General features: G+C 44.4%; 21 protein-coding genes. 14 read left to right on the top strand and 7 right to left on the bottom strand.

Annotated elements, in window-relative coordinates; all coding sequences use genetic code 11:
• Positions 1–307 precede the first annotated feature (307 nt).
• Both LY28_RS03055 and LY28_RS03050 read left to right on the top strand, forming a co-directional pair.
• Positions 308–1,000 carry an iron-sulfur cluster assembly scaffold protein gene (locus tag LY28_RS03055; protein ID WP_110460703.1) on the top strand — a complete coding sequence of 231 codons (693 nt, stop codon included), beginning with the start codon at positions 308–310 and terminating at the stop codon, positions 998–1,000.
• 20 nt (positions 1,001–1,020) lie between these two features.
• Positions 1,021–2,022 (top strand): GGGtGRT protein, encoded by a 1,002-nt coding sequence (locus tag LY28_RS03050; RefSeq protein WP_110460702.1) that lies wholly within the window; start codon positions 1,021–1,023, stop codon positions 2,020–2,022.
• Between the two features lie 301 nt (positions 2,023–2,323).
• On the opposite strand, the gene LY28_RS03045 is transcribed toward LY28_RS03050, so the two are convergent.
• The 6 genes from LY28_RS03045 to LY28_RS03020 form a co-directional block, all read right to left on the bottom strand.
• On the bottom strand, positions 2,324–3,118 hold the full coding sequence (locus LY28_RS03045) for a VOC family protein (protein WP_110460701.1): 795 nt from the start codon (positions 3,116–3,118) through the stop codon (positions 2,324–2,326).
• 125 nt (positions 3,119–3,243) lie between these two features.
• Positions 3,244–3,930, bottom strand: a complete 687-nt coding sequence (locus tag LY28_RS03040) for a class I SAM-dependent methyltransferase (RefSeq protein ID WP_110460700.1) — start codon at positions 3,928–3,930, stop codon at positions 3,244–3,246.
• The gene (locus LY28_RS03035; protein ID WP_110460699.1) at positions 3,920–4,144 is read right to left on the bottom strand and encodes a hypothetical protein; all 225 of its coding nucleotides are present in this window, start codon (positions 4,142–4,144) and stop codon (positions 3,920–3,922) included. The genes LY28_RS03040 and LY28_RS03035 overlap by 11 nt, the downstream gene beginning before the upstream one ends.
• A gap of 296 nt (positions 4,145–4,440) precedes the next feature.
• Complete coding sequence (locus LY28_RS03030) at positions 4,441–6,204, bottom strand: ABC transporter ATP-binding protein (RefSeq protein ID WP_207658051.1); 1,764 nt, start codon at positions 6,202–6,204, stop codon at positions 4,441–4,443.
• Entirely contained in the window at positions 6,201–8,012 is a 1,812-nt protein-coding gene (locus LY28_RS03025; protein ID WP_110460698.1) for an ABC transporter ATP-binding protein, read from the bottom strand. The genes LY28_RS03030 and LY28_RS03025 overlap by 4 nt, the downstream gene beginning before the upstream one ends.
• A gap of 70 nt (positions 8,013–8,082) precedes the next feature.
• Positions 8,083–8,673 carry a TetR/AcrR family transcriptional regulator gene (locus LY28_RS03020; RefSeq protein WP_340162528.1) on the bottom strand — a complete coding sequence of 197 codons (591 nt, stop codon included), beginning with the start codon at positions 8,671–8,673 and terminating at the stop codon, positions 8,083–8,085.
• Positions 8,674–8,835: 162 nt separating this feature from the next.
• Between LY28_RS03020 and LY28_RS19025 the strand changes: the two genes are divergently transcribed.
• The 12 genes from LY28_RS19025 (at position 8,836) to proB (ending at position 22,431) form a co-directional block, all read left to right on the top strand.
• Entirely contained in the window at positions 8,836–8,973 is a 138-nt protein-coding gene (locus LY28_RS19025) for a hypothetical protein (protein WP_165835474.1), read from the top strand.
• Entirely contained in the window at positions 8,945–9,559 is a 615-nt protein-coding gene (locus tag LY28_RS03015) for a TetR/AcrR family transcriptional regulator (RefSeq protein WP_110460697.1), read from the top strand. Before LY28_RS19025 ends, LY28_RS03015 begins: the two co-directional genes overlap by 29 nt.
• Positions 9,560–9,618: 59 nt before the next feature.
• A complete protein-coding gene (locus tag LY28_RS03010; RefSeq protein ID WP_110460696.1) occupies positions 9,619–10,227 on the top strand; it encodes an MptD family putative ECF transporter S component in 609 nt (202 codons plus the stop codon).
• Positions 10,227–10,964: an energy-coupling factor transporter transmembrane component T gene (locus LY28_RS03005; RefSeq protein WP_110460695.1), complete on the top strand. Its 738-nt coding sequence runs from the start codon at positions 10,227–10,229 to the stop codon at positions 10,962–10,964. The genes LY28_RS03010 and LY28_RS03005 overlap by 1 nt, the downstream gene beginning before the upstream one ends.
• A gap of 9 nt (positions 10,965–10,973) precedes the next feature.
• On the top strand, positions 10,974–12,455 hold the full coding sequence (locus LY28_RS03000; protein WP_110460694.1) for an ABC transporter ATP-binding protein: 1,482 nt from the start codon (positions 10,974–10,976) through the stop codon (positions 12,453–12,455).
• Positions 12,424–14,208, top strand: coding sequence for an ABC transporter ATP-binding protein (locus LY28_RS02995; RefSeq protein ID WP_207658054.1), 1,785 nt, complete (start codon positions 12,424–12,426; stop codon positions 14,206–14,208). Before LY28_RS03000 ends, LY28_RS02995 begins: the two co-directional genes overlap by 32 nt.
• Positions 14,208–15,956 carry an ABC transporter ATP-binding protein gene (locus tag LY28_RS02990; RefSeq protein WP_110460693.1) on the top strand — a complete coding sequence of 583 codons (1,749 nt, stop codon included), beginning with the start codon at positions 14,208–14,210 and terminating at the stop codon, positions 15,954–15,956. Before LY28_RS02995 ends, LY28_RS02990 begins: the two co-directional genes overlap by 1 nt.
• A 311-nt stretch (positions 15,957–16,267) precedes the next feature.
• On the top strand, positions 16,268–17,305 hold the full coding sequence (locus tag LY28_RS02985; RefSeq protein WP_110460692.1) for a GntR family transcriptional regulator: 1,038 nt from the start codon (positions 16,268–16,270) through the stop codon (positions 17,303–17,305).
• 227 nt (positions 17,306–17,532) lie between these two features.
• A complete protein-coding gene (locus LY28_RS02980; RefSeq protein ID WP_110460691.1) occupies positions 17,533–19,140 on the top strand; it encodes a xylulokinase in 1,608 nt (535 codons plus the stop codon).
• A gap of 19 nt (positions 19,141–19,159) precedes the next feature.
• Positions 19,160–20,635 (top strand): L-arabinose isomerase, encoded by a 1,476-nt coding sequence (gene araA, locus LY28_RS02975; protein ID WP_110460690.1) that lies wholly within the window; start codon positions 19,160–19,162, stop codon positions 20,633–20,635.
• A 31-nt stretch (positions 20,636–20,666) separates the two neighbouring features.
• A complete protein-coding gene (locus LY28_RS02970) occupies positions 20,667–21,368 on the top strand; it encodes an L-ribulose-5-phosphate 4-epimerase (RefSeq protein ID WP_110460689.1) in 702 nt (233 codons plus the stop codon).
• Positions 21,369–21,591: 223 nt separating this feature from the next.
• Positions 21,592–22,431 carry a glutamate 5-kinase gene (gene proB / locus LY28_RS02965; RefSeq protein WP_110460688.1) on the top strand — a complete coding sequence of 280 codons (840 nt, stop codon included), beginning with the start codon at positions 21,592–21,594 and terminating at the stop codon, positions 22,429–22,431.
• A 94-nt stretch (positions 22,432–22,525) separates the two neighbouring features.
• Here the strand turns inward: proB and LY28_RS02960 are convergent, their stop codons facing one another.
• Complete coding sequence (locus LY28_RS02960) at positions 22,526–25,027, bottom strand: transglycosylase domain-containing protein (RefSeq protein WP_110460687.1); 2,502 nt, start codon at positions 25,025–25,027, stop codon at positions 22,526–22,528.
• Between the last annotated feature and the right edge of the window lie 101 nt (positions 25,028–25,128).

Here is a 25,128-nt window from a genome sequence, read left to right as displayed (position 1 = left end):
AGCCTCAAATAGAAACTATCGGCAGATGGAATCGGTTTTAGCCGATAGTAATTACTTTTATAAAGGAGATAGTATATTTTTTAACAAAATACTTCTTACTATAAAATAATTATGATATAATAAATGCTGATATTTAGGATAGTTTATCTTTAAATATCGGCTTTTGTTTTGCTTTTTTAGGCGGAGCAAGGTGCAAAAAGAGGTGAATTCTCAGCTTAGAGGCATTTTGTCTGTTTATTGGTGTTTTTGACAGGTTTGGCTGCTAAGCTGAATAAATTTTAAATTGCTATTGAAGGAGGAAGTTATAATGAATTACTCACATGAAGTTGAAAATATGTGTGTTGTAAAAAAAGGACCAAATCATGGGCCTGCGCCAATACCTGAAGAAGGTAAATGGGTTAAAGTAAAAGAAGTTAAGGATATTTCAGGTTTATCACACGGTGTAGGCTGGTGTGCACCTCAGCAGGGAGCCTGTAAGCTGACTCTGAACATTAAGGAAGGTATTATTGAAGAGTCTTTGATTGAGACATTAGGATGTTCAGGTATGACACATTCAGCTGCAATGGCTGCGGAAATACTTCCCGGCAAGACTTTGCTTGAGGCTTTAAATACAGACTTGGTCTGTGATGCTATTAATGTTGCCATGAGAGAGATATTCCTCCAGCTGGTATACGGAAGAACTCAGTCGGCTTTCTCAGAGGATGGCCTTGTTATAGGTGCAGGACTTGAGGATCTTGGCAAGGGACTGCGTTCACAGGTTGGAACAATGTTCTCAACAAAGGCAAAGGGTGTAAGATATCTGGAAATGGCAGAAGGCTATGTTCTCAGTATCGGACTTGATGCGGACGGTGAAGTAATCGGCTATAAGTTTGTACATCTTGGAAAGATGATGGAAGCAATCAAAAAAGGTGCTGATCCAAAAGAGGCTTATGAAAAGAATATCGGTACATATGGAAGATATGCCGATGCGGCAAAAACAATAGATCCAAGAAAAGAATAAAAAAGAGAGAGGTGATACTAGTGGTTAATTTCGAAGGTTATGAAAGAAGAATAGATACAATAAATAAATGTTTGGCTGAATATGGTTTTAAGAGCTTGGAGGAAGTTAAGGAGCTATGTACATCAAATGGCGTGGATGTTGACAGTATCGTTAGAGGAGTGCAGCCAATCGCTTTTGAAAATGCAGTTTGGGCTTATACATTAGGATGCGGCATTGCATTTAAAAAGGGCTTGAAAAATGCGGCAGAAGCAGCAGAAGCCATAGGGCTTGGATTGCAGGCCTTCTGTATTCCGGGATCAGTTGCTGATTCAAGAAAGGTTGGTATAGGACACGGAAACCTTGCTGCAATGCTTTTAAGAGAAGAAACAAAATGTTTCGCTTTCCTTGCAGGACATGAATCCTTTGCTGCGGCCGAAGGCGCTATCGGTATAGCAAAGACAGCCAACAAGGTTAGAAAAGAACCTCTTCAGGTTATATTAAACGGACTTGGAAAGGACGCAGCTTTTATTATTTCAAGAATTAATGGATTTACATATGTTGAGACTGATTATGATTTTTCAACTGATACATTAAATATTGTAAGATCAAAGGCTTACTCAGACGGAGAAAAGGCAAAGGTTAAATGCTACGGAGCTAATGATGTTCTTGAAGGTGTTGCAATAATGAAGGAGGAAAGGGTTGATGTTTCTATCACAGGTAATTCAACTAATCCTACAAGATTCCAGCACTTGGTTGCAGGAACATATAAGAAATGGGCAACTGAGAACGGAAAAAAATACTTCTCAGTTGCTTCAGGCGGAGGGACAGGAAGAACACTGCATCCTGATAATGTTGCCGCAGGACCTGCTTCATACGGCTTGACAGATTCAATGGGCAGAATGCACGGAGATGCGCAGTTCGCAGGTTCATCATCAGTACCTGCACATGTTGAGATGATGGGTCTTATCGGAATGGGAAACAACCCGATGGTTGGTGCTACCGTTGCAATTGCGGTTGCTGTTGAGGAAGCTGCGAAAGCATAAAATCTAGTTAAATAGCGTATTTAAGAGGTTTAAAAAAGTGGTTAGGGGTGGTTAGCATGAAAATGTGAGCCACTCCTATACTATTTTCTTACTACTTACCATCAGTTATGCAGGGATGAGCCTTAGAGCAGACAAGGAGAGAGATATCTGCCTGCGGATAATTATTTAGTGTTTTATCTGCCGGACGAATCCAAAAATACAGTAAATGTTATCCGTATTATGTATGGCGGCGGAGATGTCCGTGAACAGCTAAGTGAAACAAACATGTAATAAAAGATAATTAAATGTAGTTAAAAGTAGCTTATTGCTTTAGTAAAATAAAGGAGGGAGGAGCGGCATGTGTATCTGTATTTACAAGTTGGCTGCTGCAGGACAAAACAACACGCTCAATCCCATCCTTTTCATTTTCTATCAGATAAATTGAAGTGCCTTGAATTGGAAAAAAGCAGCTCCTCCCTGTTTTTTCGAGTGTGATTTCCGGTTTGACACCAAAAAGGAGAGAATATTCATGGTATGTTTTCTCCCATTGGCTGGTTGTAATTTGGAGCTCATGGATTTCAAGCGCTCCGTTAGGATGGGAGATATCTTTTTCTTTTATTTCCATGGAGGGCTGATATTGACTCATAAGAAAAGGCAGGGAAATGTTTTCGGGTGAGCTGAGAGTCCATTTAAGACGAATTCCACGGTGATCTACCCGTGATTTTGGACGTGGCTTGGAGATAATCAGACCGTTTGTCCTGATCTTTTCTATATTATCCTGATATTTAGTAGCCGGAATGGAATCCAGAGCATAATCGCGCAGACCGTCGCAGCCTGGCAGGAAACGCGCAAGGCGGCAGGAATAGGAGCGGTCGAACATTCCTAGCGCTTTCACCATGACTTTAAGCATCGTGTTGATAATCTTGCCGTGATTAGTAGAAAACAGCTCTAAAAAAGAGCCATTCCTTAAATAAATCAAAGCATTATGTGCTTTGCCGGGAAGTCCTCCGGGCACTACCTGAAATCCCATCTGACGGTATTGCAGGATGGCTGTATCAAGATGATCGACTTGAATCAGCACATGTCCGATTTTAAATGGAATGTTTTTGTTTTTCATAAATTACCTCCTTAAGGTGCGCAGGTCAAATAGCGTATTTTCTACAGGAACGAGTAGCAGCTTCTTTTTGCTGCAGATTGCACCCTCTTCTGACATAACCAATTCAGTCCACAAGCCAAGAAGAATCAGTTCTCACCTTTTCGGCAGCAAAAGCAGGCCATGGATTTCACTATGGTTAAGGTTACATCGGTATACAAAAGCTCCAGCTGCTTTTGTAAGCTTTCTGCTGTCTCAAAAGGCGGCGTAAAAAATCCCTTCGGCTCGTAAAAATGCCGAATGAACCAGTCGGTACGGGGAGTTTCCCTTTTGATGTAAAAGCAGCCGCAGAAAAAACCGCCCGGCTTTATAACCCGAAAGGTTTCATGGTAGGCGGCATCTTTGTCCGGAAACGCGTGGAATCCATTCAGGGAGAGCACTGTGTCGAAATGACTATTGGCAAAAGGCAGTGCGCCGACATCTCCCTGTAAAAACCGGACATTATTCAGCCCAAACTTCTCTGCCCGACGCTGTGCGGTGCCCATCATCTCTGTGGAATAATCCAGGCAGGTTATTTCAGCCCTTTTCAGCTTTCTATAAACCGGCATGGTAAGCACGCCGGTGCCTACCGGAATCTCCAGCAGGTTTCCGGCAAATGCTTCCGGGATACCAGAGAGTGCCAGTTGCAGATAGCGGTCATTGTCTGCTTTGTTCATGTTCCAGACTATTTTGCAGATAGCCCGGCCCAACAGCGTGGAGCATGTAATCATTCCGTCGTAAGCATTGGCCTCTTTCCCAAGCATCTGATAAGCCTGTTGTATTTCTTCATGAGCCATAATAGTCAAGGCCTCCTTTTCTTAGCTTGCGTACAAACAGGCAGAACAGCGGCCGGATGCTGCTGCCCACAGGATAACATTTCAGTGTGGGGAAACCTTGATGCTCAACATAAGCCGACGTCTGGGAATCCCATGATGAAGCACCCGGAATCCGGTTATTATCATAGCCGGACATCCTCTGACAGATAGGAACTGCAGCGCCAAGTAATCTCATAGTGCAATGGAAGTATCTCCAAACGGTTAGAATAGACTAACTTGCTCTGAATAAAAAAACCTCCTGACAAAGGCTGCTTTTTCCATTAGCTCCCGGTATGTTCCATTGCTGTAAATTCTACCAGTTTTGCAAAGCTGTTGATATTTAATTGCTATATAATCATAGTTGGTATTTCAATTATTAAATTATCACTCTTTTTGCCGGCTGTCAACTTGAAGAGATAATAATAATTGTGTGATTATCAACCTGAAGCGCTTTTTCTATTTGGGGCCAATCCTTATAGCCGGTACCAAGGCTCAAGAGGCATTCCGGACAATTTTCCAGCTTCCAGCGCGACTCTGCTCCTCCCAAAGACGGGCGTATAAGCCATCCTGACTAAGCAGCTGCTCATGGGAGCCGAGCTCCTTGGCCTCCCCATTTTCAAGTACGATAATCTGATCTGCATTGCACACGGATTGCAACCTATGTGCGATGACAATCACTGTTTTCTCTTCTACAAGCGCACTGATGGCCTGTTGGATTAGTACCTCGTTTTCAGGGTCAAGAGAAGCAGTTGCTTCATCCAATAATACGACCGGTGCATCCTTCAGCAACGCCCGTGCAATAGATATTCTCTGTTTCTCCCCGCCTGAGAGAGTAGAGCCGCCTTCGCCGACAATAGTCTGATATCTGTCAGGCAGCGCCATGATGAAATCGTGGCAGGCTGCTGTTTTTGCGGCTTCCATAATTTCATCCATTGTAGCATCCGGCTTCCCCATGCGGATATTTGCCTCAATTGTATCGTGAAACAGGTAAACATCCTGAAATACCATGCTAATGTAGGATAGCAGTCCATCGGCTTTCATCTGCCTGACGGGTATGCCGCCCAGTGTGATTTCACCGCCTGTTGCATCCCAAAAGCGTGCTGCCAGACGTGTAATTGTAGACTTGCCGGAGCCGGAGGGACCGACCAGTGCGGTGATACTCTTCTCAGGGAAACGTAGTGTGAGATTATGAAGAACCTCCTGATTACCGTATGAAAAAGAGACGTTTTTGAATTCTATATTCATATTTGCGGGTACGGCATTTTCGGCAGCTTCCGACAAGGTCTGCTCACTTTTCAGCTCATCAATACGCAGAGCAGACCGGTTGGTTCTGGCAAAGTCAGCAATGAAGCCAAAAAGAATCATTATCGGTTCATAAATATTCAGGGAAAGAAGCAGGAAAGCGATATAATAAAAGGGCGGCAGTTCTCCCCTTGTCAAGAGCCATGCACCTGCCAGCATGACCACTCCGATACCGCAATTGAGCACAAACCTTCCAATCATGCCCACCGGAGCCGCGGCAAGCTCCATGCCAACGGAATGCCGATGCTGCTTTGAGAAAGAGCTTTTCAGAGTTTCAAACTGCTTTCCTGCCATGTTGAATGCTTTCAATGTCTGGATGCCTCCAACATATTCAAGAATTCCCGATGCGGCATCCTGTTGGGCGGCAAGCAGTTCTCCGCTGATACGCCCCATTTTCTTATAGCTGGCAAAAGCAAAGGGCAGTGACAGAGGGATGACCAGCAGAACCGCAAGCATCATCCGCCAATTAAAGACAGACAGGACGACTACGGACAGAGTCAGGCGTATCAGTATAACCGAAATCTGAGGAATAAGCCCTGACCCAAGATTTTCCACCTCAGTGTAGTCGCGCAGCAGTACTGTGGAAAGGTCTCCTGCATCACGCCGCCCGAAAAAGCCCATGGACAGCCGCCTAAGATGTTCGCCCATGGAAATGCGCGCGATTTTTGCAGTACCCGCAAAGCCTACACAGATAGCGATATAGGTTCTTCTGCGAATGAAATAATATACTATAATCTGTGCCAGCAGTATACCGCAAAGAATCCACAGCCGGTTCTCGGGCAGAGCTTCTCCCGGTTGTGCCAGCGGAATCAGAAACAGATAAATAGACAGCAGCATAACTGCATAAGGAATTGTCACCACAAAGCTGTCGAGAAAATTCCATAGCGTCAGTGCTGCATATTTTTTTGTTTCTCCAAAGGTTATTGTATGGAACCATTTTTTAAATCTGTTCATGCTGTTTTCACTCCTTTCCGAATTGTCCAGCGGTCTCTCCGCTCATTGGCTGCAATCATATTGCCATATTGCGGGCAATTGTGGAGAAGTTCTTCATGCGTCCCCGCTGCCAGTAATTCTCCTTCCTCCAGAACAAGAATTTGATTAGCGTTTTCTACTGTTTTCAGCCGGTGGGCGATAATCAATACTGTTTTGTTCTGAGCAAGCCGGGCAAAGGCCTGCTGGATTTTTGCCTCATTTTCTGCATCTGCATAGGCGGTAGCCTCATCAAGAATAACGATGGGAGTGTCCTTCAGAAAAACCCGTGCAATGGCGATTCGCTGTTTTTCTCCGCCTGAGAGGTAGGCATCCTTTTCGCCAATAACAGTCTGATAGCCTTTCGGCAGTGACATGATAACCTCATGGATGCCTGCACTTTTAGCCGCCTGTTCCAATGCTTCAAATGCGGCTTCCCTGTTACCCATTCGGATATTGTTTTCCACTGTATCATGGAATAGGAAGGAATCCTGAAACACATAGGACACAAGTCCCGTCAGCCGGGATGGCGGAATTTCCCCGATATTTACACCGCCTATTTTGATACACCCCTGCTGGGGTTCATAAAACCTTAGAAGGAGCTGAGCCAGAGTAGACTTTCCGCCGCCGGACGGGCCTACGATTCCGGTTACAGTCCCCTTCGGCAAGGAAAAGGATACATTTTTAACAGCCTGAGGCCCGTTTTCGGAATAGGAAAAGGAGACATCCTCAAAGGCTATATCATAGGACTCAGGATTTCCGGTTCCCTCCTCCGGTATTTCTGTTTGCTTTAGTATCCGATCAATACGGGATACTCCCTCCGTTATGCGCTTGGAGTGTATGACCATCTGCATCATATTCTCCATTGGTTCTTTCAGCCCTCCTCCTACGAGAAAGAACAGAAGCACCAGAGGCAGGTAGTCCAGATAAGAGGATGCGAAAGGAACAAGGAGCAGGCTTGCCGGAAGCAGGAACAGTAGCTGGGCACCAAAAAATGCATAATATACGCCGATACCGGGTGCAAAATGATACGCTGCTCGCTCTACAGAGCTAACATAACCGGAAACGTCCTGTTCATACCGTTGAAAAGCGCTGAGAGTCCGGTTGAATATCTTAATGACGGGCATTCCGTGTATGTACTCTACAATGGTACCCTCCATTTTCTCCTTGGCGTTGTGCATATCCACCTGAGTTTGCGCGCCTTTTGGATTCTTCATACTACCGGCAAGCAGGAATATGGATATGAAGATAGGAAGAAGTGTCACCAGTGCCAGCCGCCAGTCCATAATAAATAGATATATAAGCGTAAAGAGGGGCATTGATACCGCAGCAGAAATATCTGTGACGTGGTGGGCGATGAAAACCTCAATTTGTTCCACATCATCAGAAATTACTTTTTTGATGGCTCCTTGTGTTGTACCGGTAAAATAACCGGATGGAATACGTGCAAGCTTTTCCATCAGCTTGATGCGCAGCTCAAAAATAATGTCGTAGGCAGAGCCGTGGGCCAGCGACGAGGAAAGAAAGGCGCATATGCCGTATACCAGTGCGGCGCAAAAGGTATATGCCACCAGCGTGTAAATTTTTTTCATATCAATTGCCCCTGCAAGGGTATAATGTGCCAGAATTTCACGGATTACCCCGTAAATCGTGAAAAAGGGAACCAGACGGGCTGCCGATGAAACGACAGACAAAAGGCAGGCGAGGATAAGCTTGTTCTTTTTGGAACCGGCCAGCTCGAAGAGCCGGGAAACCCCCGTTTTTTCTTTGGATTTTTTTGAAGCTTCAGCCATGTGTATTCTCCTCTCAAATTTATTTAGGCAGTTAGTTATAACTAACTGATTGTTCTGAAAAAAGCGCCTATTATGCGCCCTCTTCAAAAATACAGGAAAACAAAAGGTCATAGATACGATCAAGTGTATCCGGCAGTGCATCGGCATGGAGGTCCTCCTGATGAAACATTGAAATTGCCATAATCTTAATGAGGTTGGCTGCCAGTTTAAAGTTGATATCCTTCCTGACTCCTTCGATATGGCTGAACAAACCTGCCATGACCATGTTCTCCGATTCCGGATTTATTCCGTATTCAGCTGGGAGGACGGCCTTAAGTCTGGCTTGGTCTTCCGAGGTTAGATAGCGGTAGATACTGTCCTCACTGAAAATAATCTTTTTCAGAAATAGTTTAGCTTCTGCCGCTGTTATCTTTTTTCTTGAACCCAATGCATCCATAAAAGACTGCTTGGCCTTATCCCTTTGGTACTGAATAATTTCATAAACAAACATTTCCTTGGACGGGAAAAAGTTATAAAAGGTACTTTTTCCCAACCCGGCAGCCTTGGTGATTTTTTCAACGGAAGCATGGATCATGCCATGCTCTTTAATAAGTGAAAAGCCTGCATCCAGCATTTTAATACGGACTTCGCTTCTTTCCAGAAGAGTAAAAATCTTTGGCACCGTTTAATCACCTCTGTTTGAGAACATTTTTATAATAAAAATGACCATTAATTAAATTTGGTCGTTTTTATTATAAAACTCTTTTTCTGGTTTGTCAATCTGATATTAAAATATATTCTCATATAGTTTAAAAAGGAGCTCTTTTGTTTAGGGAGGTTCGTCTTGTGCCGGAGTAGGAAGAAGAAAAACAGAAAATTATTATCTCTTGACTTTTTGCTGAAAAGTGATAACATTGTTATTAGATTTTCTGATAAGGGGCAGCTGGAAAACTATGAGTCTAAATTCACAATTGACCCGTAAACGCATTCTGGAATGTGCCCGGAAGGAATTTATGGAGCATGGCTATCAAAAAGCAAATATGCGGCATATCGCGGAATTGGCGGAAGTTACAACCGGGGCTATGTATAACCATTTTGCAAATAAATCGGTTTTATTTGACGCACTGGTTCAGGTTCCGGCTGAGGAAATGCTGTACCGGTTTCGCAGCATGCATCTTGATGTGAAGAAGGTTTTGCCGGGGCTGACGAGTGGCCATATGCGGGAAACGGCATATGCGGGAACGGATTGGATGCTGAATTATATTTATGAAAATATGCTGGCATTCCGTCTGATTTTTTGCCGCTCTGAGGGCACACGCTGGGCTTCATACTTGGAAGAGCTGATTGCCGTTGAGGAGCAAGCTTATCGTATTTATTGCGATGCTCTCGGCAAAAACGGACATCAGATCAAGGATATGTTCCTGCATATCAATGCCTCTTCCGGGTTTCAATACTTGGTAGAGATTGTCTCGCACGATCTGCCTTATGAACAGGCTGTTGCCGTTATGGACAGCGCAAAACGGTTTGGCATGGCCGGATGGCAAGAAATATTAGGGCTTTCGCCTTAATTTTTTACACTATAGTTAGTGTTAACTAACTCAATTCTAATATTTAGGAGGCTACTATTATGTTCACAAATACTACTACTACTCGCAAAAACTCAAATCGTTTGGCCGGAAAAGACCTTATTAACGTAGGAATCTATTCGGCAATTTATTTTGTCATCATCATGGCACTTGCCATGACGGGATACATACCTATTATGATGCCCCTGTTGTGCGTCATAGGCCCCCTTGCGGGAGGAATCCCTTTTATGCTGTTTCTGACCAAGGTAAAAAAGTTTGGAATGATTCTTATCATGAGTGCCATTATGGGAATCATGATGGCACTGACCGGGATGGGGCTCTACTCGCTTCCGGTAGCTCTTGTTTCAGGTCTTGTAGCAGAGCTTATCTGGAAGAGGGCAAAATACAGCAAGGCAAGCAGTTCTGTTTTGGTATGCGGTTTCTTTAACATTTGGATGTGGGGCAATTTTATTCCCTTGTTTATTAATCCGGATGGTTATTTTTCCACCCGTACGGAATTTGGTGCAGGCTATGAGGCGGCTTTGACGGCTCTGCTGCCCTCATGGATGAGTCCTGTACTGCTGGTCAGCTGCTTCGCATTCGGTATTCTTGGCGGGCTCTTAGGCAGAGTACTGCTCAAGAAGCACTTTATAAAAGCAGGGATTGCCTAATGAGTTTGGGTATTCTGCAAACAACGGGGCAGCAGCGTGGGATGATTCTTGATCCGCGCACCAAGCTGCTGCTGCTTATTACTGTTTCTACATTTGTTTTGGGCGGATTGGGAGGAGAAAAGTTTTCTTCTGTTATCCCTGCCTTATGTCTGATAACACTGATTTTATTGCTGACAGCAGGAAGGATAAAGGCGGCAGTTATTTACCTTGCGGCATATTTGGCTGCATGGCTGGCAGCTCTGCTGCTGTTGCCGCAATTGTCGGGGCCTCTCTATTTTCTTGTTCTGGGCAGTGTAGGTATTTTTAGCCGTGTTATGCCGGGTGTGGCAATGGGTGTTTATGTTGTTTCCACTACGACTGTTAGTGAATTCACTGCCGCCATGCAGAGAATGCATATCAGCGAAAAAATTATAATTCCTTTTTCGGTCATGTTTCGCTTTTTCCCTACAGTGGGAGAAGAATTCAGTGCTATTAACGCCGCCATGCGGATGAGAGGTATCAGCTTCGGCGGGGGAAGAATCGGGAAGATGCTTGAATATCGGCTTGTACCTCTGTTGACCTGTTCGGCAAGGATAGGAGAGGAACTATCGGCAGCCGCACTGACCCGCGGACTTGGAGGCAATGTCAAACGCACCAATATTTGCTGCATTGGTTTTAAAATGCAAGATGTTATTTTCATTGCTCTGTGTTTTACTGCTTTTGCAGCAGTTGCTTTGGTATATCTTGGCGTATTGTGAGGAGTTGCTATGATTGAATTTAAAAATGTCAGTTTTAAGTATGCAAATGCCGATTCCGGCTCCCTGCAGAATATTTCCCTTCGTGTAAGGAAGGGGGAATGTGTGTTGCTGTGCGGGCAGTCAGGCTGCGGCAAAACCACGCTTACCCGCCTGATCAACGGTCTGATTCCTCACTACTATGAAGGGGAATTGTCCGGTGAAGTAGTGGTTGGCGGACTGGATGTGCGGGACATTGAGTTGTACGACACTGCCCGCATTGTCGGCAGTGTTTTTCAAAATCCGCGCAGTCAGTTCTTCTGTGTGGATACCACCGGAGAAATTGCTTTCGGGTGTGAAAATCTGGGGCTGCCTCCCGATGAAATTGAAGAGCGGGTTAAGCTTTCCTCCCGTGAAATGGGGGCTATAAACCTGTTAGGGCGCAGTATTTTTCAGCTATCAGGAGGAGAAAAACAAAAAATAGCCTGTGCCTCTGTATCTGCCATGCGGCCTGAGGTTTTCGTGCTGGATGAGCCAACGTCTAACTTGGACATAAATGCTATTCATGACTTGAAGGAAACCATACGTCTGTGGAAAAAGGAGGGTAAAACGATCATTATTGCCGAGCATCGGCTGTATTGGCTGACAGAGCTGTGCGACCGCGTGATTTATCTGCGTAATGGAGAAATTGAGTGCGATATGCCGATGCGGGAGTTTTGCCGCATCACACCGGAAGGCCTGAGAAAGCTCAGCCTGCGCACACGATCTCTGAAAGAGCTTTGCTATAGGAAAGTCTCATCTCAGGCGGGGGAATATTTAACCTTGCAAAATTACCGGTACTCTTATCGCGGAAGTATGCCCCCTGTTCTTGATATTCAGGAGGCAGTTCTGCCAAAGAAAGGAGTTATTGCGATTATAGGCAATAACGGAGCGGGAAAATCCACCTTGTCAAAATGTCTTTGCGGGCTGCAAAAGCGGTTTGGCGGTCACTGCCGTTGCGGCAGTGCAGTTTATTCCCGCCGCCAAATGCTGAAAAAAAGCTATCTTGTGATGCAGGATGTGAATCACCAGCTCTTTTGTGAAAGTGTGGAGGAGGAGCTTCGCCTTGGGATGGATGGGGCGGACGAGAAGGAGCTTGTTCGGGTGATGGATTCGCTGGAGCTGACAGCTTTGAAAGAGCGGCATCCGATGTCTTTGTCCGGCGGGCAGAAGCAGCGGGTTGCCATTGCCTCCGCTCTGCTGGCAGGAAAGGAATTTCTGGTGTTTGACGAGCCGACGAGCGGACTGGATTTTTATCATATGGAGCGAACCGCCAAGCTTTTGTTTTCTCTCGGCAGGGAGAAAACTGTGTTAATTATAACCCACGACCCGGAACTGATTGTCCGCTGTTGTGATTATGTGCTTCATATGGAATGGGGCGGGGTCAAGGAGCAGTACCAGTTGAATGAAGCGGGGCTTCTGAAGCTGCGGTATTTTTTTGAGAATGGAGAAAGGAAGCGAATATCAGTTGAATAATAATATTAATAACAAGGAACGTGGGCCGTTTTCATATCTTTTTGAATGGGCGGCTCCATACAAAAGCAAGTATATCGCATCTGTTTTTACGGCGATACTTGGTGTGCTGAGCTCGATAATTCCTTACTATTGTGTCAGCAGAATTGTTACACTGCTGATTAATGAGGAGCGTGGTTTTACCACATATGCTGTCTGGATTGGAATAGCAGCGATTTTTTGGATTTGCAATTATCTGTTTCATGCTGTGTCAACCACCATATCACATGGAGCAACCTTCGCCGTCATTGCGGATATTCGCAGGCGTATGTGCGGAAAATTGGCGAGGATGTCCATGGGAAAGGTTCTTGATCGCCCCAGCGGTGAAACCAAAAACCTGATTGTTGAGCGGGTGGACAGCATTGAGCCGACCCTCGCACACCTTGTTCCGGAAATGACAAGCAAGCTGCTGGCACCTGTCGTTATTCTCATATATGTTCTCATTCTGGATTGGAGGGTGGGACTATGGTCTCTCATTACGCTGCCGCTTGGCCTGCTGGCCATGATGGGAATGATGGTTGGTTACAAAGAAAGATTCAGCCTGTATGTCCGGTCAGGCAAAAAGCTGAATTCTGTTGCCGTGGAATATATTAACGGCATTGAGGTCATCAAGACCTTTAGCCAGACGGCAAAAACCTATAAGAAATTTACCGATGCAGTCAGAGAATCCGCGCACTCTGCCATTGACTGGATGAGAGATACCCAGATTTTTTTCTCTGCGGGAATGGTGATTATTCCTTCGGTGCTGGTGAGTGTCCTTCCTGCCTCCGTTTTGTTTTATTTACAGGGGACGCTGCCGGTCAATGAAATTGTTATGATTGTTGTATTATGCCTTGGTATGATGACCCCTCTCATTGGCGCTATGAGCTATACCGATGATTTGGGGAAAATCGGAACGATTGTGGGAGAAATTAATGAGATTCTTGAGGACGAAGAACTGCACCGTCCGGAGAAGCCAGCAAAGATTGACCGCTTTGATATTGCAGGTAATGCCGTATGTTTTGCTTACAAGGATACAGAGGTGCTCCACGGCGTTGATTTTGTTTTCCGGGAAGGAACTGTGAACGCACTGGTCGGGCCCTCCGGCAGCGGGAAGTCCACGATTGCCCGGCTGATTGCTTCTATGTGGGAGGTGACCGGCGGTAATATTACCATCGGCGGTGTGGATGTTAGAGATATCCCTCTGAGGCAGCTCAATGATATGATTGCCTATGTATCCCAAGATAATTTTCTGTTTGATGAAACGGTACGTGAAAACATCCGAAAAGGGCATCCCGGTGCATCGGATGCCGAGGTGGAGGAGATTGCCAAAGCCGCCGGCTGCCATGATTTTATCATGCAGCTGGAAAATGGCTATGATACCATAGCGGGCAGTGCAGGCGGACATCTTTCAGGCGGTGAACGCCAGCGTATGTCTATTGCGCGGGCGATGCTCAAGAATGCGCCTATTGTAATTCTGGATGAGGCGACGGCCTACACTGATCCGGAGAACGAAGCCGTTATCCAAAGCGCGGTAGCCAAGCTGGTGGAGGGTAAGACTCTGATTGTTGTTGCACATCGCCTGTCCACTATCACTGATTCTGATCAGATTGCAGTTGTCAATCAGGGGAAAATTGAAGCGTCAGGCACACATGAAGCGTTGCTCAAGGGCTGTGAGCTGTATCACCGGCTTTGGGAAACGCACATAGGCTCAAAAGACGCAGTGGAGGTGCAGTGATGTTTAAATATATAAAGAAGTTTCTCGACTTTGCGGGAGAACAGCGCAAGAAGATGGCAGGTGCGCTGGTGCTGGGCTTTTTTCAGAGCATGTTCAACGCCTTCAGCCTTTTAGCGGCAGCCTATGTACTGGGGGCTATTCTGGACGGAAGCGTAAGCACACGTACAGCTTGGATTTCAATTGGTATCGTGCTTACCGGTATGGTGGGCGGGTATTTCTGCAATTATTTTTCAACGCAGCTGCAGACCAAGGCAGGCTATACCACTGCGGCAGGAGCGCGCATCCGCATAGCGGAAAAGCTGCGTTATGCACCCATGGGTTATTTCAATCAGCGTAATCTGGGGCAGATTACCAGCATAGCCACCAACACTGCCGAAAGCCTGCAGGAAACCTTGACCCGCTGTATGCTCCTGGCTGTACAGGGAGTGTTGACTACCGCGGCAATTACAATTATGCTGTTTTTCTTTGACTGGCGCATCGGACTTGTGACCTTGATGGGGTTTGCACTTTTTTTGCTGGTGAACAATGGTTTGCATAAGGCAGGAGAAGCCATGTCCGGACGAAAGGTGAGGTCGGTGGAAAGCGCCGTGGAGGCTATACTAGAGTATGTACAGGGTATTGCCGTTATAAAGTCCTACAATCTGACCGGCAGTGCGAACAAGAAGGTGTCCGATGCCATAGAGGAAGAAAAAACGGTATCCTATGGAATGGAGCGGGCATTTATTCCTTTAATGTCCCTGCAGGGCATAGTAACCAAGGCGGCAGGACTTGCAATTGTCGTATGTGCGGTGATTTTCTGCATCAACGGCTCAATGGAGCTGAAAAACGCGCTGATGGTATGCATCGCTTCTTTTATGGTATACAATGAACTGGCAACCGGTGGGAATATGTCCGCACTCATGCGTACGGCCGCTCTGTCTATTGATAATATCAATGCGGCAATGAATATGCCTGTCATGGATGAAGAGGGCGCGGATATTGTGCCGGAGAACACAGGCATTTCAGTTGAGAATGTCAGCTTCTCTTACGAAAAGCGGAAAATCATTGATGGTGTGAGCGTGGATATTCCGGCAGGCTCTACACTGGCTATCGTCGGTGGTTCAGGCGGCGGAAAGACCACCCTTTGCAACCTGATTATCCGGTTTTGGGATGTGGACGAGGGCAGCATCAGGCTTGGTAACCGCGATGTGAGAGAATATAAGCTGGACAGCCTTTTGAAGAACTACAGCATGGTGTTTCAGAATGTTTATCTTTTCAACGATACCATCGCTAATAATATACGTTTTGGCAAACCAAACGCAAGCATGGAAGAAGTGCGGGAGGCTGCCAAGCGAGCTTGCTGTGACAAATTTATCATGGCCTTGCCCGATGGCTATGACACCGTCCTTGGAGAAGGAGGAGCCAGCATTTCAGGCGGAGAGAAACAGCGTATATCCATTGCCCGTGCCATTATTAAGGATAGCCCCATTATCATTTTAGACGAGGCAACTGCCAATGTAGACCCGGAAAACGAATGGATGCTACAGCATGCCATAGGAGAGCTGACCAAATCAAAAACAGTTATTATGATTGCCCATCGGCTGAAAACCGTTCGAAATGCAGACAGGATAATTGTAATAGAAAATGGACACATCGTCCAGCAGGGCTCCCACGAGACACTTATGGCAGAGGGCGGGCGCTATGCCGACTTTATAGGAATGCGTGAACAGTCCATAGGGTGGAAGCTGGGACGAAAGGCGGCAAGGTAAAAAAGCAGGAATATCCTTGAGCAGACCTTCGGATTTTGGCGCACCTAAGGGTGTGACAGTTAGAGGAAGAAGAATCAGCCGGTAATTGGCTGATTTTTTATTGTCTGATACAAGGTGGCTGAAAGCCCTTTAAGTATAAAAAACATGCAAGCATATATAACAGGTTTATTTATGTCAGGCAGCCTTTACGGATTTGTTTGAGGAATTTTCAAATACATCTTTGTATGATACAATAGCCGGGAAAGCAATTTTTATAAGCGATAATGCATATTATTGTGCATTCGGCAGACAATATCTGAAAGGTGATATACATGAGCAATCACAAATATACAGAGCTTGCAAATAAGCTTCGTGAAGCAATAAAAACAGGAATTTACATTGAGGGACAAAAGCTTCCCAGCGAAAATGAATTGGCTTCACAAACAGGCTACAGCAGGCAGACAGTACGTCAGGCAATCAGCGTTCTGGAAAGTGAAGGTCTTGCAAGCCGCATACAAGGCAGCGGCACATATGTGAAAGGAGCCATGCTGTACAGGATACCTACCAATAACATTGCTGTTGTTACTACATACATCGGTGAATATATTTTTCCGGCGATTTTAAAGGGGATTGACCATGTACTTGCAGAAAATGGATATACGTCTATGCTTTCAGCCACTCGAAACCGTGTGGACAATGAACGCAAGATTCTGACAGAATTACTTCAGAAGCCTATAGACGGTTTGATTGTTGAAGGCACCAAGACCGCTCTGCCTAATCCGAATATCGACTTGTATGAACAATTTAACAGACTTGGAGTTCCTGTTGTATTTATTAATGGCTTCTATTCTGAGCTTAAAAATCCCATATATGTTGTCGCAGACGACAGATGCGGCGGTACTATGGCCTGTGAAATTCTCTTAAGAAAAGGTCATAAGCATATTGCGGGAATTTTTAAGAGTGATGATATTCAAGGACACCGCCGTTACGCAGGCTATGCTGAAGCACTGCACAGAGCAGGGCTTTCTGTAGAGGATGACAAGGTATTGTGGTATGCTACCGAGAATAGGGAAAGCCTTATTGCAAGCTCTGTAGCACCGGTATTATCCGGTTGTACAGCTGTTATATGCTATAATGATGAGGTGGCGCTTCAGGTTTTGAAGCATTTGCAGGAAGGAGTCTCGGAAATTCCTCGGGAGCTGGAAGTAGTCAGTTTTGATAACAGCACTATTGCAAAGCTTTCAGCAGTGCCGTTTATTTCATTGTCAAATCCAAAGGAAAAAATCGGGTATCTTGCCGCAAGCAAAATGCTTAATATTTTAAAAAATGAGGAAGAGAACCCGGCTGTTTTGCCATGGGAATATGAATAGCCTAAATTAGCATTTGTTGCATATGTACTAAAATATTATAATGATTTTTGGAGATGTTTATTCTTGTACCGCATGTATTTAATGCGGTATTATTATACTACAAGTTGTACGTACAACTTGTAGTATAATATGTAAGTGGTATGCAAGTGATATGCAATAGCTAAAGAAGGCAAATAAGCTAAAAAGCCTTAAAGGGTTTCTTACAAGTGTAGGTGAGAGGAGCAGATATGGAGTCGGATAAAGCTAAAATTATACAAAAGATCAAGGATGGGAAGATGATTCTTGGCATTGAACTTGGTTCTACACGTATAAAGGCAGTGTTGACTGATGACAAGCATGTGCCTGTGGCATCCGGAAGCTATGAATGGGAGAATCATTATGAAAATAATATCTGGACATATCATATGGAGGATGTCTGGACAGGAATACAGAAAAGCTATCAGAAGCTTGCCGGGCAAATAGGGGAGGAGTATAATGTACCGCTTTTACAGCTTGGTGCAATTGGATTTTCTGCCATGATGCACGGGTATCTTGTATTTGACAGGGAAGGAAATCAACTGGTGCCTTTCAGGACATGGCGAAATACTATTACGGATAAAGCAGCCCAAGAATTGACGGGAAGCTTCAGGTTTAATATTCCTCAGCGGTGGAGTATTTCGCATCTTTATCAGGCGATTCTGAATAAAGAGGAGCATATAAGAAAAATATATTTTCTTACAACGCTGTCAGGGTATGTTCACTGGAGGTTAACGGGGAAGAAGGTCTTAGGGATTGGAGATGCCTCGGGCATCTTTCCCGTTGACAGTTGCTCCTGCGGTTACAGTGAGAATATGCTTCAGCAGTTTGACGGACTTATTGCCGATAAAAATATTCCGTGGAAATTGAAGGATATATTACCGGAGGTACTGAGGGCAGGTGATTTTGCAGGAACTCTGACAGAGGAGGGTGCAAGGCTTCTGGACGTTATGGGACAGTTGATGCCCGGTGTTCCGCTTTGCCCTCCGGAGGGGGATGCGGGTACTGGTATGGCAGCTACAAACAGCATGGCTGTTCGTACGGGGAATGTGTCTGCGGGTACCTCCGTTTTTGCTATGATAGTGCTGGAGAGGGAGCTTTCACAGGTCTATCCTGAGATTGATATGGTTATGACACCAAGCGGCAGGCCTGTAGCTATGGTGCATTGCAACAATTGTACTTCGGATCTGGATGCATGGATAGGGCTGTTCATGGAGCTTACCTCTGTGCTGGGAAACGAGGTGAATAAGTCGATTATATACGACAGGCTCTATGGCAAGGCACTTGAGGGTGATGCTGATTGCGGAGGCTTGCTTGCTTACAATTATTATTCGGGAGAGCAAATTACACATATGGAGGAAGGCCGTCCGCTATTTATGCGCACACCCTATAGCAGGTTTACTCTTGCCAATTTTATGCGGGTGCAGCTTTATTCGGCTATTGCCACATTAAAGCTTGGAATGGATATCCTTTTTGAAAAGGAGCATGTCTGCCTTGAGAAGCTTATGGGGCATGGGGGATTTTTCAAGACGAAGTCTGCGGGACAAAAGCTTATGGCAAATGCCATAAATGTTCCCGTCGCAGTAATGGAAAACGCAGGTGAGGGCGGTGCTTGGGGTATTGCCCTTCTGGCTGCCTATATGAAAAATAAAGAGCAGGGAGAGACTCTGGAAGGTTATCTGGGAAAAAAGGTTTTCGCCGGAAAAGCAGGTTCAGTTATCAAGCCTGATTCAATAGAGGTACAAGGCTTTGAAAGCTTTATAAAACGCTACACCAAGGGGCTTACCATTGAACGGGCCGCAGTGGCCTCAATAAAATAAAAGGGAGAGTGCATATGATATGGTAATGAAAGATTATGAATTTTGGTTTGTGGTAGGCAGTCAGTTCCTGTACGGCCCTGAGGTGCTCAATACAGTTGCTTCCCGTGCGGCAGAAATTGTTGAAAAAATGAATGGAACAGGTATATTGCCCTGTAGGATGACATATAAAATTACTGCAAAAACACCGGAAGAGATATCGTATATAGTAAAGGATGCCAACTATCAGGACAGCTGCGCTGGAATAATAGTATGGATGCATACGTTCAGCCCATCCAAAATGTGGATTAATGGTTTGAAGGAGCTTCAAAAACCTTATTGCCACTTTGCTACTCAGTACAATAGGGAAATTCCAAACGATACTATCGATATGGCTTTCATGAATCTTAATCAGGCTGCCCATGGTGATAGAGAGCATGGCTTTATTGGTGCACGTTTGCGTATGAAGCGCAAGGTTATTGCAGGCTATTGGCAGGATGACGGTGTACAGGAAAGGCTGGGAGCTTGGATGCGGGCAGCCATAGGTGCTGCGTTCAGCAAGACATTAAAGGTTATGAGATTTGGCGACAATATGCGTAATGTTGCCGTTACTGAGGGTGACAAGGTAGAGGTGCAGACAAAGCTGGGATGGCAGGTGAATACATGGCCCGTAGGTACTCTTGCGGATTATATTGATAATGTTACTGAAGCTGAAACAGAAGAGCTGATGGCTGTGTATGTAAAAAAATATGATATAAGTACTGACAATCTCCATAGTGTCCGCTATCAGGCAAAAGAGGAAATTGCCATTAAAAAGCTTTTGGACAGTGAAGGGTGCAAGGCTTTCACCAATACATTTGAAGACTTGTACGGAATGGAGCAGCTGCCGGGGCTTGCAAGTCAGAGGTTGATGGAACAGGGCTACGGCTACGGCGGTGAGGGTGACTGGAAGGCAGCTGCAATGACTGCGGTAATAAAAGCAATGGCTGAGGGGAAAACAGGCGGGACCACTTTTATGGAGGATTATACCTATGATTTGACAAAGGGGAAGGAATACAGCTTGGGAGCCCATATGCTGGAGGTTTGCCCAAGTGTTGCAGCGGAAAGGCCCAGAATTGAAGTACATCCTCTTGGTATTGGGGGAAAGGCCGCTCCTGCCCGCCTTGTTTTTGAAGGAAAAGCCGGAAAGGGGATTGTAGTCAGCCTTATAGATATGGGCGGCAGACTGCGCCTGATTTGCCAAGATATTGAGTGTGTGAAGCCAATATATGAAATGCCCAAGCTGCCTGTTGCCCGTGTTATGTGGCAGGCCATGCCTGATTTGCTGACGGGTGCCGAGGCGTGGATTATTGCGGGAGGTGCGCATCATACGGTGCTGACATATGATATAACCGCAGAACAGATGAGGGACTGGGCCCGTATGATGGATATTGAGTTTGTTCACATTTCAAGGGATACTGCTATTGAAGCATTGGAGCATGAATTATTTCTTGATGATCTTGCATGGAAATTGAAATAATAGTCTAAAAGTTCAAGGAGGATGGAAAATTATGCTTGAAGCATTGAAAAAGGAAGTTTTAGAAGCTAATTTACTGCTGCCCGGACATGGACTTGTTACTTTTACATGGGGAAATGTGTCAGGTATAGACCGGCAAGGCGGACTTGTTGTCATAAAACCTTCCGGTGTGGAATATGAAAGGCTGAAAGCAGAGGATATGGCTGTTATTGACATAGACACCGGCTGGCAGGTGGAAGGTGCCTTGAAGCCATCCTCCGACACAGCCACGCATCTGGTTTTGTATCGTACATTTCCTAATATCGGCGGTGTAGTGCACACTCACAGCAGATGGGCCACTGTTTATGCACAGGCAGGTTTAGGAATTCCGGCTCTTGGCACAACCCACGGAGATTATTTTTATGGAGAGATTCCATGTACAAGAAGGATGACTCCGGAAGAAATAGACGGAGACCCCGGACATTATGAATTAGAAACCGGAAATGTGATTGCGGAAACCTTTGCAGATAAAAATGAGGACGATATTCCAGCGGTTGTAGTATACAGCCACGGCCCTTTTACATGGGGGACAAATGCGGGCAATGCAGTTCATAATGCTGTTGTACTCGAGGAATTAGCTTTTATGGCATGGCATAGTCAGATGATGAATCCGGATATTAAACCTATGCAGCGGGAGCTGCTGAACAAGCATTATTTTCGCAAGAATGGCTCAAATTCATATTATGGGCAAAAATAGATAAAAGATATCTATTCAAATATAGAAAAAAAGCTTAAAAAAGTATATAATATTTTATTGTTATATACTTTTTTGTTAAATTACCGGTGTACAGTTTATAACGAAAGTCAATTACGGTTCAAGCCTTCTCGACAGAAGAAATTCGAGACGATATTTATATCGTTTATACAGCAGATAGTAATTGACCTTATTCATATGGGACATCGTTCAAACGGAGGTTAAAATGGGCTTCAAAAGAGAATATTTAAAGGATTCACAGAGAATAGTTATTAAGGTGGGAACATCCACATTGACCTATGATACAGGTAAGATAAATTTTACCCGGATAGATAAGCTGGTGAGAATTATTTCCGATTTGTCCAATCAGGGCAAGGAGGTTATACTTGTGACCTCCGGAGCTATCGGTGTGGGAGTTGATAAGCTGAAGCTGCCGGAGAGACCGAAGACAATACGGGAAAAGCAGGCTGTAGCTGCTGTCGGACAGTGTGAGCTGATGCATATGTACAGTAAATTCTTTTCGGAGTACGGACATACGGTTGCTCAGATTTTGTTGACCCGGGATATAATGAGTGACAGTAATTGCCGTGAAAATGTGGTAAATACCTTTGAAACATTGCTTGAAAAGGAGATTGTACCGATAGTAAATGAAAATGATTCTGTATCAATTGTTGAGCTGAAGGTAGGGCAAAGTGATACCTTCAGTGAGAATGACACCTTGTCTGCGCTTGTTGCCAAGCTTATAAATGCAGATTTGCTTATTATATTGTCTGATATAGATGGCTTTTTTGATTCGGATCCAAGGAAAAATCCTGATTCAAAAATGCTGTCTGTTATTAACGAAATAACTCCCGATATTGAGCTGTGTGCAGAAGGAGCCGGAACAAAGAGAGGGACCGGAGGGATGGTCACAAAGCTGAAGGCGGCAAAAATTGCGACAAAATCAGGTGTTAATGTGGTTTTGACAAACGGCAGCAATCCTGAAATAATTATGGATATAATTAATGGACAGGATATCGGCACAGTATTTGTGGGAGCCGGTAAGAAGAATTCTTCACGTTTATAGTATTACATTTACAGCTTTTCTTATAATTAAAAAGTGCATCGAAAGGACTGTTTTATGTCCTTTCGATGCACTTTTTATTAATATCAAGCGTTTATCAAGGTATCACATCTGATCCGTTATCATCCTGCAAAGGAGGCAGTGGAGAGTCTATTCCTGTTCCGCCCTGATTTCCGTGAGAAGCTTCGCTGCTTCCTGTGCTGACGGAGCCGGCAGGCGGACCGACAACATTAGACGCATTGTGTTTGGTACAATACTCACCTTGAGGCAGTTCATACATCCAATCCAGAATTTTTGATACTAAAGACGTATCTTTCGGAAGGTACGGCACAGGTCTCTGAATAAATACTTTTTCCTGTACTGCAGATTCCGGGCAGTATTGGGTTGCAAGCAAAGGTCTGCCGTATATATCCTTGCTTGTGGTATCTACTTTTGCCAGTACATGAACATCACAGGTGTCCGTAGGCTCCGTACCTTTTGCAAAGTATTCTGTTCTGATGGCATTGCCTCGGGGATCCTGACTGCAGTACTTGCCCGGCAATTTTCCAGAGTATATGCATATGGATTTTTTTACTATTCCATCCGGCTGCTTGAAGTCCTTGACCTCTAAATCCGAATGTATCCTATTCATTACTTTATTCCACATTTTCAGAGCCTGATAATACTCAGAGGATTTTAATGATTTAGGATTGTTGTAGCCATACCAGCTGGCTCCAACGTAATAAGGAGAAAAGCCAACGAACCATTTATCATAGTTGTCGTTTGTCGTACCTGTTTTTCCGGCCGTCGGGATGACCTTGCCAGCGGAATTTTTAACGGTTCCTAATCCGTTTGATGCTGCTGTACCGGCGGTTACAACATCTCTCATCATACTGGTCATAAGAAAGGCCGTTGTTTCCTTGTAGACAATATTTTTTTGCTGTGCCTGAGTTTTATCAAGGATAACATTTCCGCTTTCGTCAGTTACCTTTGTATATGAAATAGGCTCAAGATAAACACCGTCATTGACAAAGGGTACATATGCGGCTGACATAAGCAAAGGATTCACGCCTTCATTCAAACCGCCGAGAGCCATTGATACATAACCTTCTTTTGATCTGTCTATATTTGCCTTTTTTAAATATTCAATGGATTTATCAGCACCCAGATAGTCCATAAAGACCTTTGCCGCCACTACGTTTATAGAGCTTTTTATACCGGTTCTTATTGTTGAAAGCCCTTTAAATGTGGATTCCGAGTTTTTTGGATAGGGGGTGGTAGGATGTTGTGGGTCAAGGTAAATCGGAACATCATCAACAACAGTTGCAGGTGTTATTAAGCCTAAATCTATGGCAGGGCCATAAACTGCGATCGGTTTAAAGCTGGAACCGGGCTGTCTTTTCATTGAGGTGGCTCTGTTCAGCGTGAAATTGCCCTTTTTAGCTCCATATGCGCCATACATGCCTCGTATTTGTCCGGTATAAGGATCTAAAATAAGCATAGCCCCCTGAGCCTGCATATCAGGGTTGCTGATTTTAGCGTTCGCAGGGAAGTTCTCTATATTTGTAAATTCTTCGTTCATTACCTTCTGAATTTTGGTGTCCTGTGTTGTATATATTTTTAAACCGCCATTGTAAATTTTTATGTTAGCGGCATCACCCGATATATTGTATTTTTCCATCAAGTCCTTCTGTACCTGAGTCAGAACATAATCAACAAAATAGCTCTGAACATTGCTGGAAGAAACATTTTCATCAGTATCCTTCTTATATATTTTAAGCTCTTCTCCAATAGCTTCATTATATTCATTCTGGGTTATTTTTCCTTGATCGAGCATTGCCTGCAAAATAGTTTCCTGCCGCTCCTTGTTGTTTTTTTTGTTGCCTTCACTAAGAGTAGGATCATAATATCCGGGGGATTTTGTAACACCTGCAATGCTTGCACATTCCGCAAGTGACAAATCCTTTACATCTTTATTAAAAAACTTTCTTGCAGCTGCCTGTACTCCATAGCAGCCTGAACCTGTAGTAATACGATTCATATAATTATCAAGTATCTGATCTTTTGACAGGTTTCGTTCAAGCTGCATTGCCTGCCAGGCCTCCTGCACCTTTCTTTTTATTGTGGAATCCTGGTTTCCGGTAATATTTTTAACTAATTGCTGTGTAATTGTACTGCCGCCGAAGGAAGCATCACCGAAATGAATTATATAGCTTATGGCAGCCTTTATAAATCTCTTGCTGTCAACGCCGCCATGATTATAAAAATTCTTATCCTCTATTGCTATAAATGCGTTTCTCAGGTTGTCGGGTATTTCTGAATGCACAACTAAAACTCTGTTTTCACTTCCTTTGATTTGAGTCAGCTCAGCCCCGTCTTTATCATATATAAAAGAAGTGAGCTTAGTTAACTCAAGTTGATCAGGTGTTATAGCATCCGCACTTTTTATATAACCAAGACAAGCTCCACCCAATATACCTGCAAAGGTACATCCGATGGATATAAAAATAATAACTACTGTTTTTATAACAGCAAGAGCAAACAGCGAGTATGTACTCTTTTTTTTCTTTTTCTTGTTTTGCTCACTTCTGCCAGCAGCAGTATTTTCTTTAGATTTCATACATAACCTCCATAAACCGAAATCATACAAATATATACGATACTATATCCAATTTTAAGCTGAATAACGGAAATAAATAATATATTTGCCCAAAACATTAT

It is taken from the genome of Ruminiclostridium sufflavum DSM 19573, assembly GCF_003208175.1.
GTDB lineage: Bacteria > Bacillota > Clostridia > Acetivibrionales > DSM-1351 > Ruminiclostridium > Ruminiclostridium sufflavum.
Note: the sequence above shows the minus strand (reverse complement) of the source record. Positions and strands in the feature narration are given on the sequence as shown.

What these genes read in the sequence shown, in the direction of transcription:
- LY28_RS03055 (WP_110460703.1), top strand. Translation starts at nt 308, where the DNA reads ATGAATTACTCACATGAAGTTGAAAATATGTGTGTTGTAAAAAAAGGA.
- LY28_RS03045 (WP_110460701.1), bottom strand. Translation starts at nt 3,118, where the DNA reads ATGAAAAACAAAAACATTCCATTTAAAATCGGACATGTGCTGATTCAA.
- LY28_RS03040 (WP_110460700.1), bottom strand. Translation starts at nt 3,930, where the DNA reads ATGGCTCATGAAGAAATACAACAGGCTTATCAGATGCTTGGGAAAGAG.
- LY28_RS03035 (WP_110460699.1), bottom strand. Translation starts at nt 4,144, where the DNA reads ATGAGATTACTTGGCGCTGCAGTTCCTATCTGTCAGAGGATGTCCGGC.
- LY28_RS03030 (WP_207658051.1), bottom strand. Translation starts at nt 6,204, where the DNA reads ATGAACAGATTTAAAAAATGGTTCCATACAATAACCTTTGGAGAAACA.
- LY28_RS03025 (WP_110460698.1), bottom strand. Translation starts at nt 8,012, where the DNA reads ATGGCTGAAGCTTCAAAAAAATCCAAAGAAAAAACGGGGGTTTCCCGG.
- LY28_RS03015 (WP_110460697.1), top strand. Translation starts at nt 8,945, where the DNA reads ATGAGTCTAAATTCACAATTGACCCGTAAACGCATTCTGGAATGTGCC.
- LY28_RS03010 (WP_110460696.1), top strand. Translation starts at nt 9,619, where the DNA reads ATGTTCACAAATACTACTACTACTCGCAAAAACTCAAATCGTTTGGCC.
- LY28_RS03005 (WP_110460695.1), top strand. Translation starts at nt 10,227, where the DNA reads ATGAGTTTGGGTATTCTGCAAACAACGGGGCAGCAGCGTGGGATGATT.
- LY28_RS03000 (WP_110460694.1), top strand. Translation starts at nt 10,974, where the DNA reads ATGATTGAATTTAAAAATGTCAGTTTTAAGTATGCAAATGCCGATTCC.
- LY28_RS02995 (WP_207658054.1), top strand. Translation starts at nt 12,424, where the DNA reads ATGGAGAAAGGAAGCGAATATCAGTTGAATAATAATATTAATAACAAG.
- LY28_RS02990 (WP_110460693.1), top strand. Translation starts at nt 14,208, where the DNA reads ATGTTTAAATATATAAAGAAGTTTCTCGACTTTGCGGGAGAACAGCGC.
- LY28_RS02985 (WP_110460692.1), top strand. Translation starts at nt 16,268, where the DNA reads ATGAGCAATCACAAATATACAGAGCTTGCAAATAAGCTTCGTGAAGCA.
- LY28_RS02980 (WP_110460691.1), top strand. Translation starts at nt 17,533, where the DNA reads ATGGAGTCGGATAAAGCTAAAATTATACAAAAGATCAAGGATGGGAAG.
- araA (WP_110460690.1), top strand. Translation starts at nt 19,160, where the DNA reads ATGGTAATGAAAGATTATGAATTTTGGTTTGTGGTAGGCAGTCAGTTC.
- LY28_RS02970 (WP_110460689.1), top strand. Translation starts at nt 20,667, where the DNA reads ATGCTTGAAGCATTGAAAAAGGAAGTTTTAGAAGCTAATTTACTGCTG.
- proB (WP_110460688.1), top strand. Translation starts at nt 21,592, where the DNA reads ATGGGCTTCAAAAGAGAATATTTAAAGGATTCACAGAGAATAGTTATT.
- LY28_RS02960 (WP_110460687.1), bottom strand. Translation starts at nt 25,027, where the DNA reads ATGAAATCTAAAGAAAATACTGCTGCTGGCAGAAGTGAGCAAAACAAG.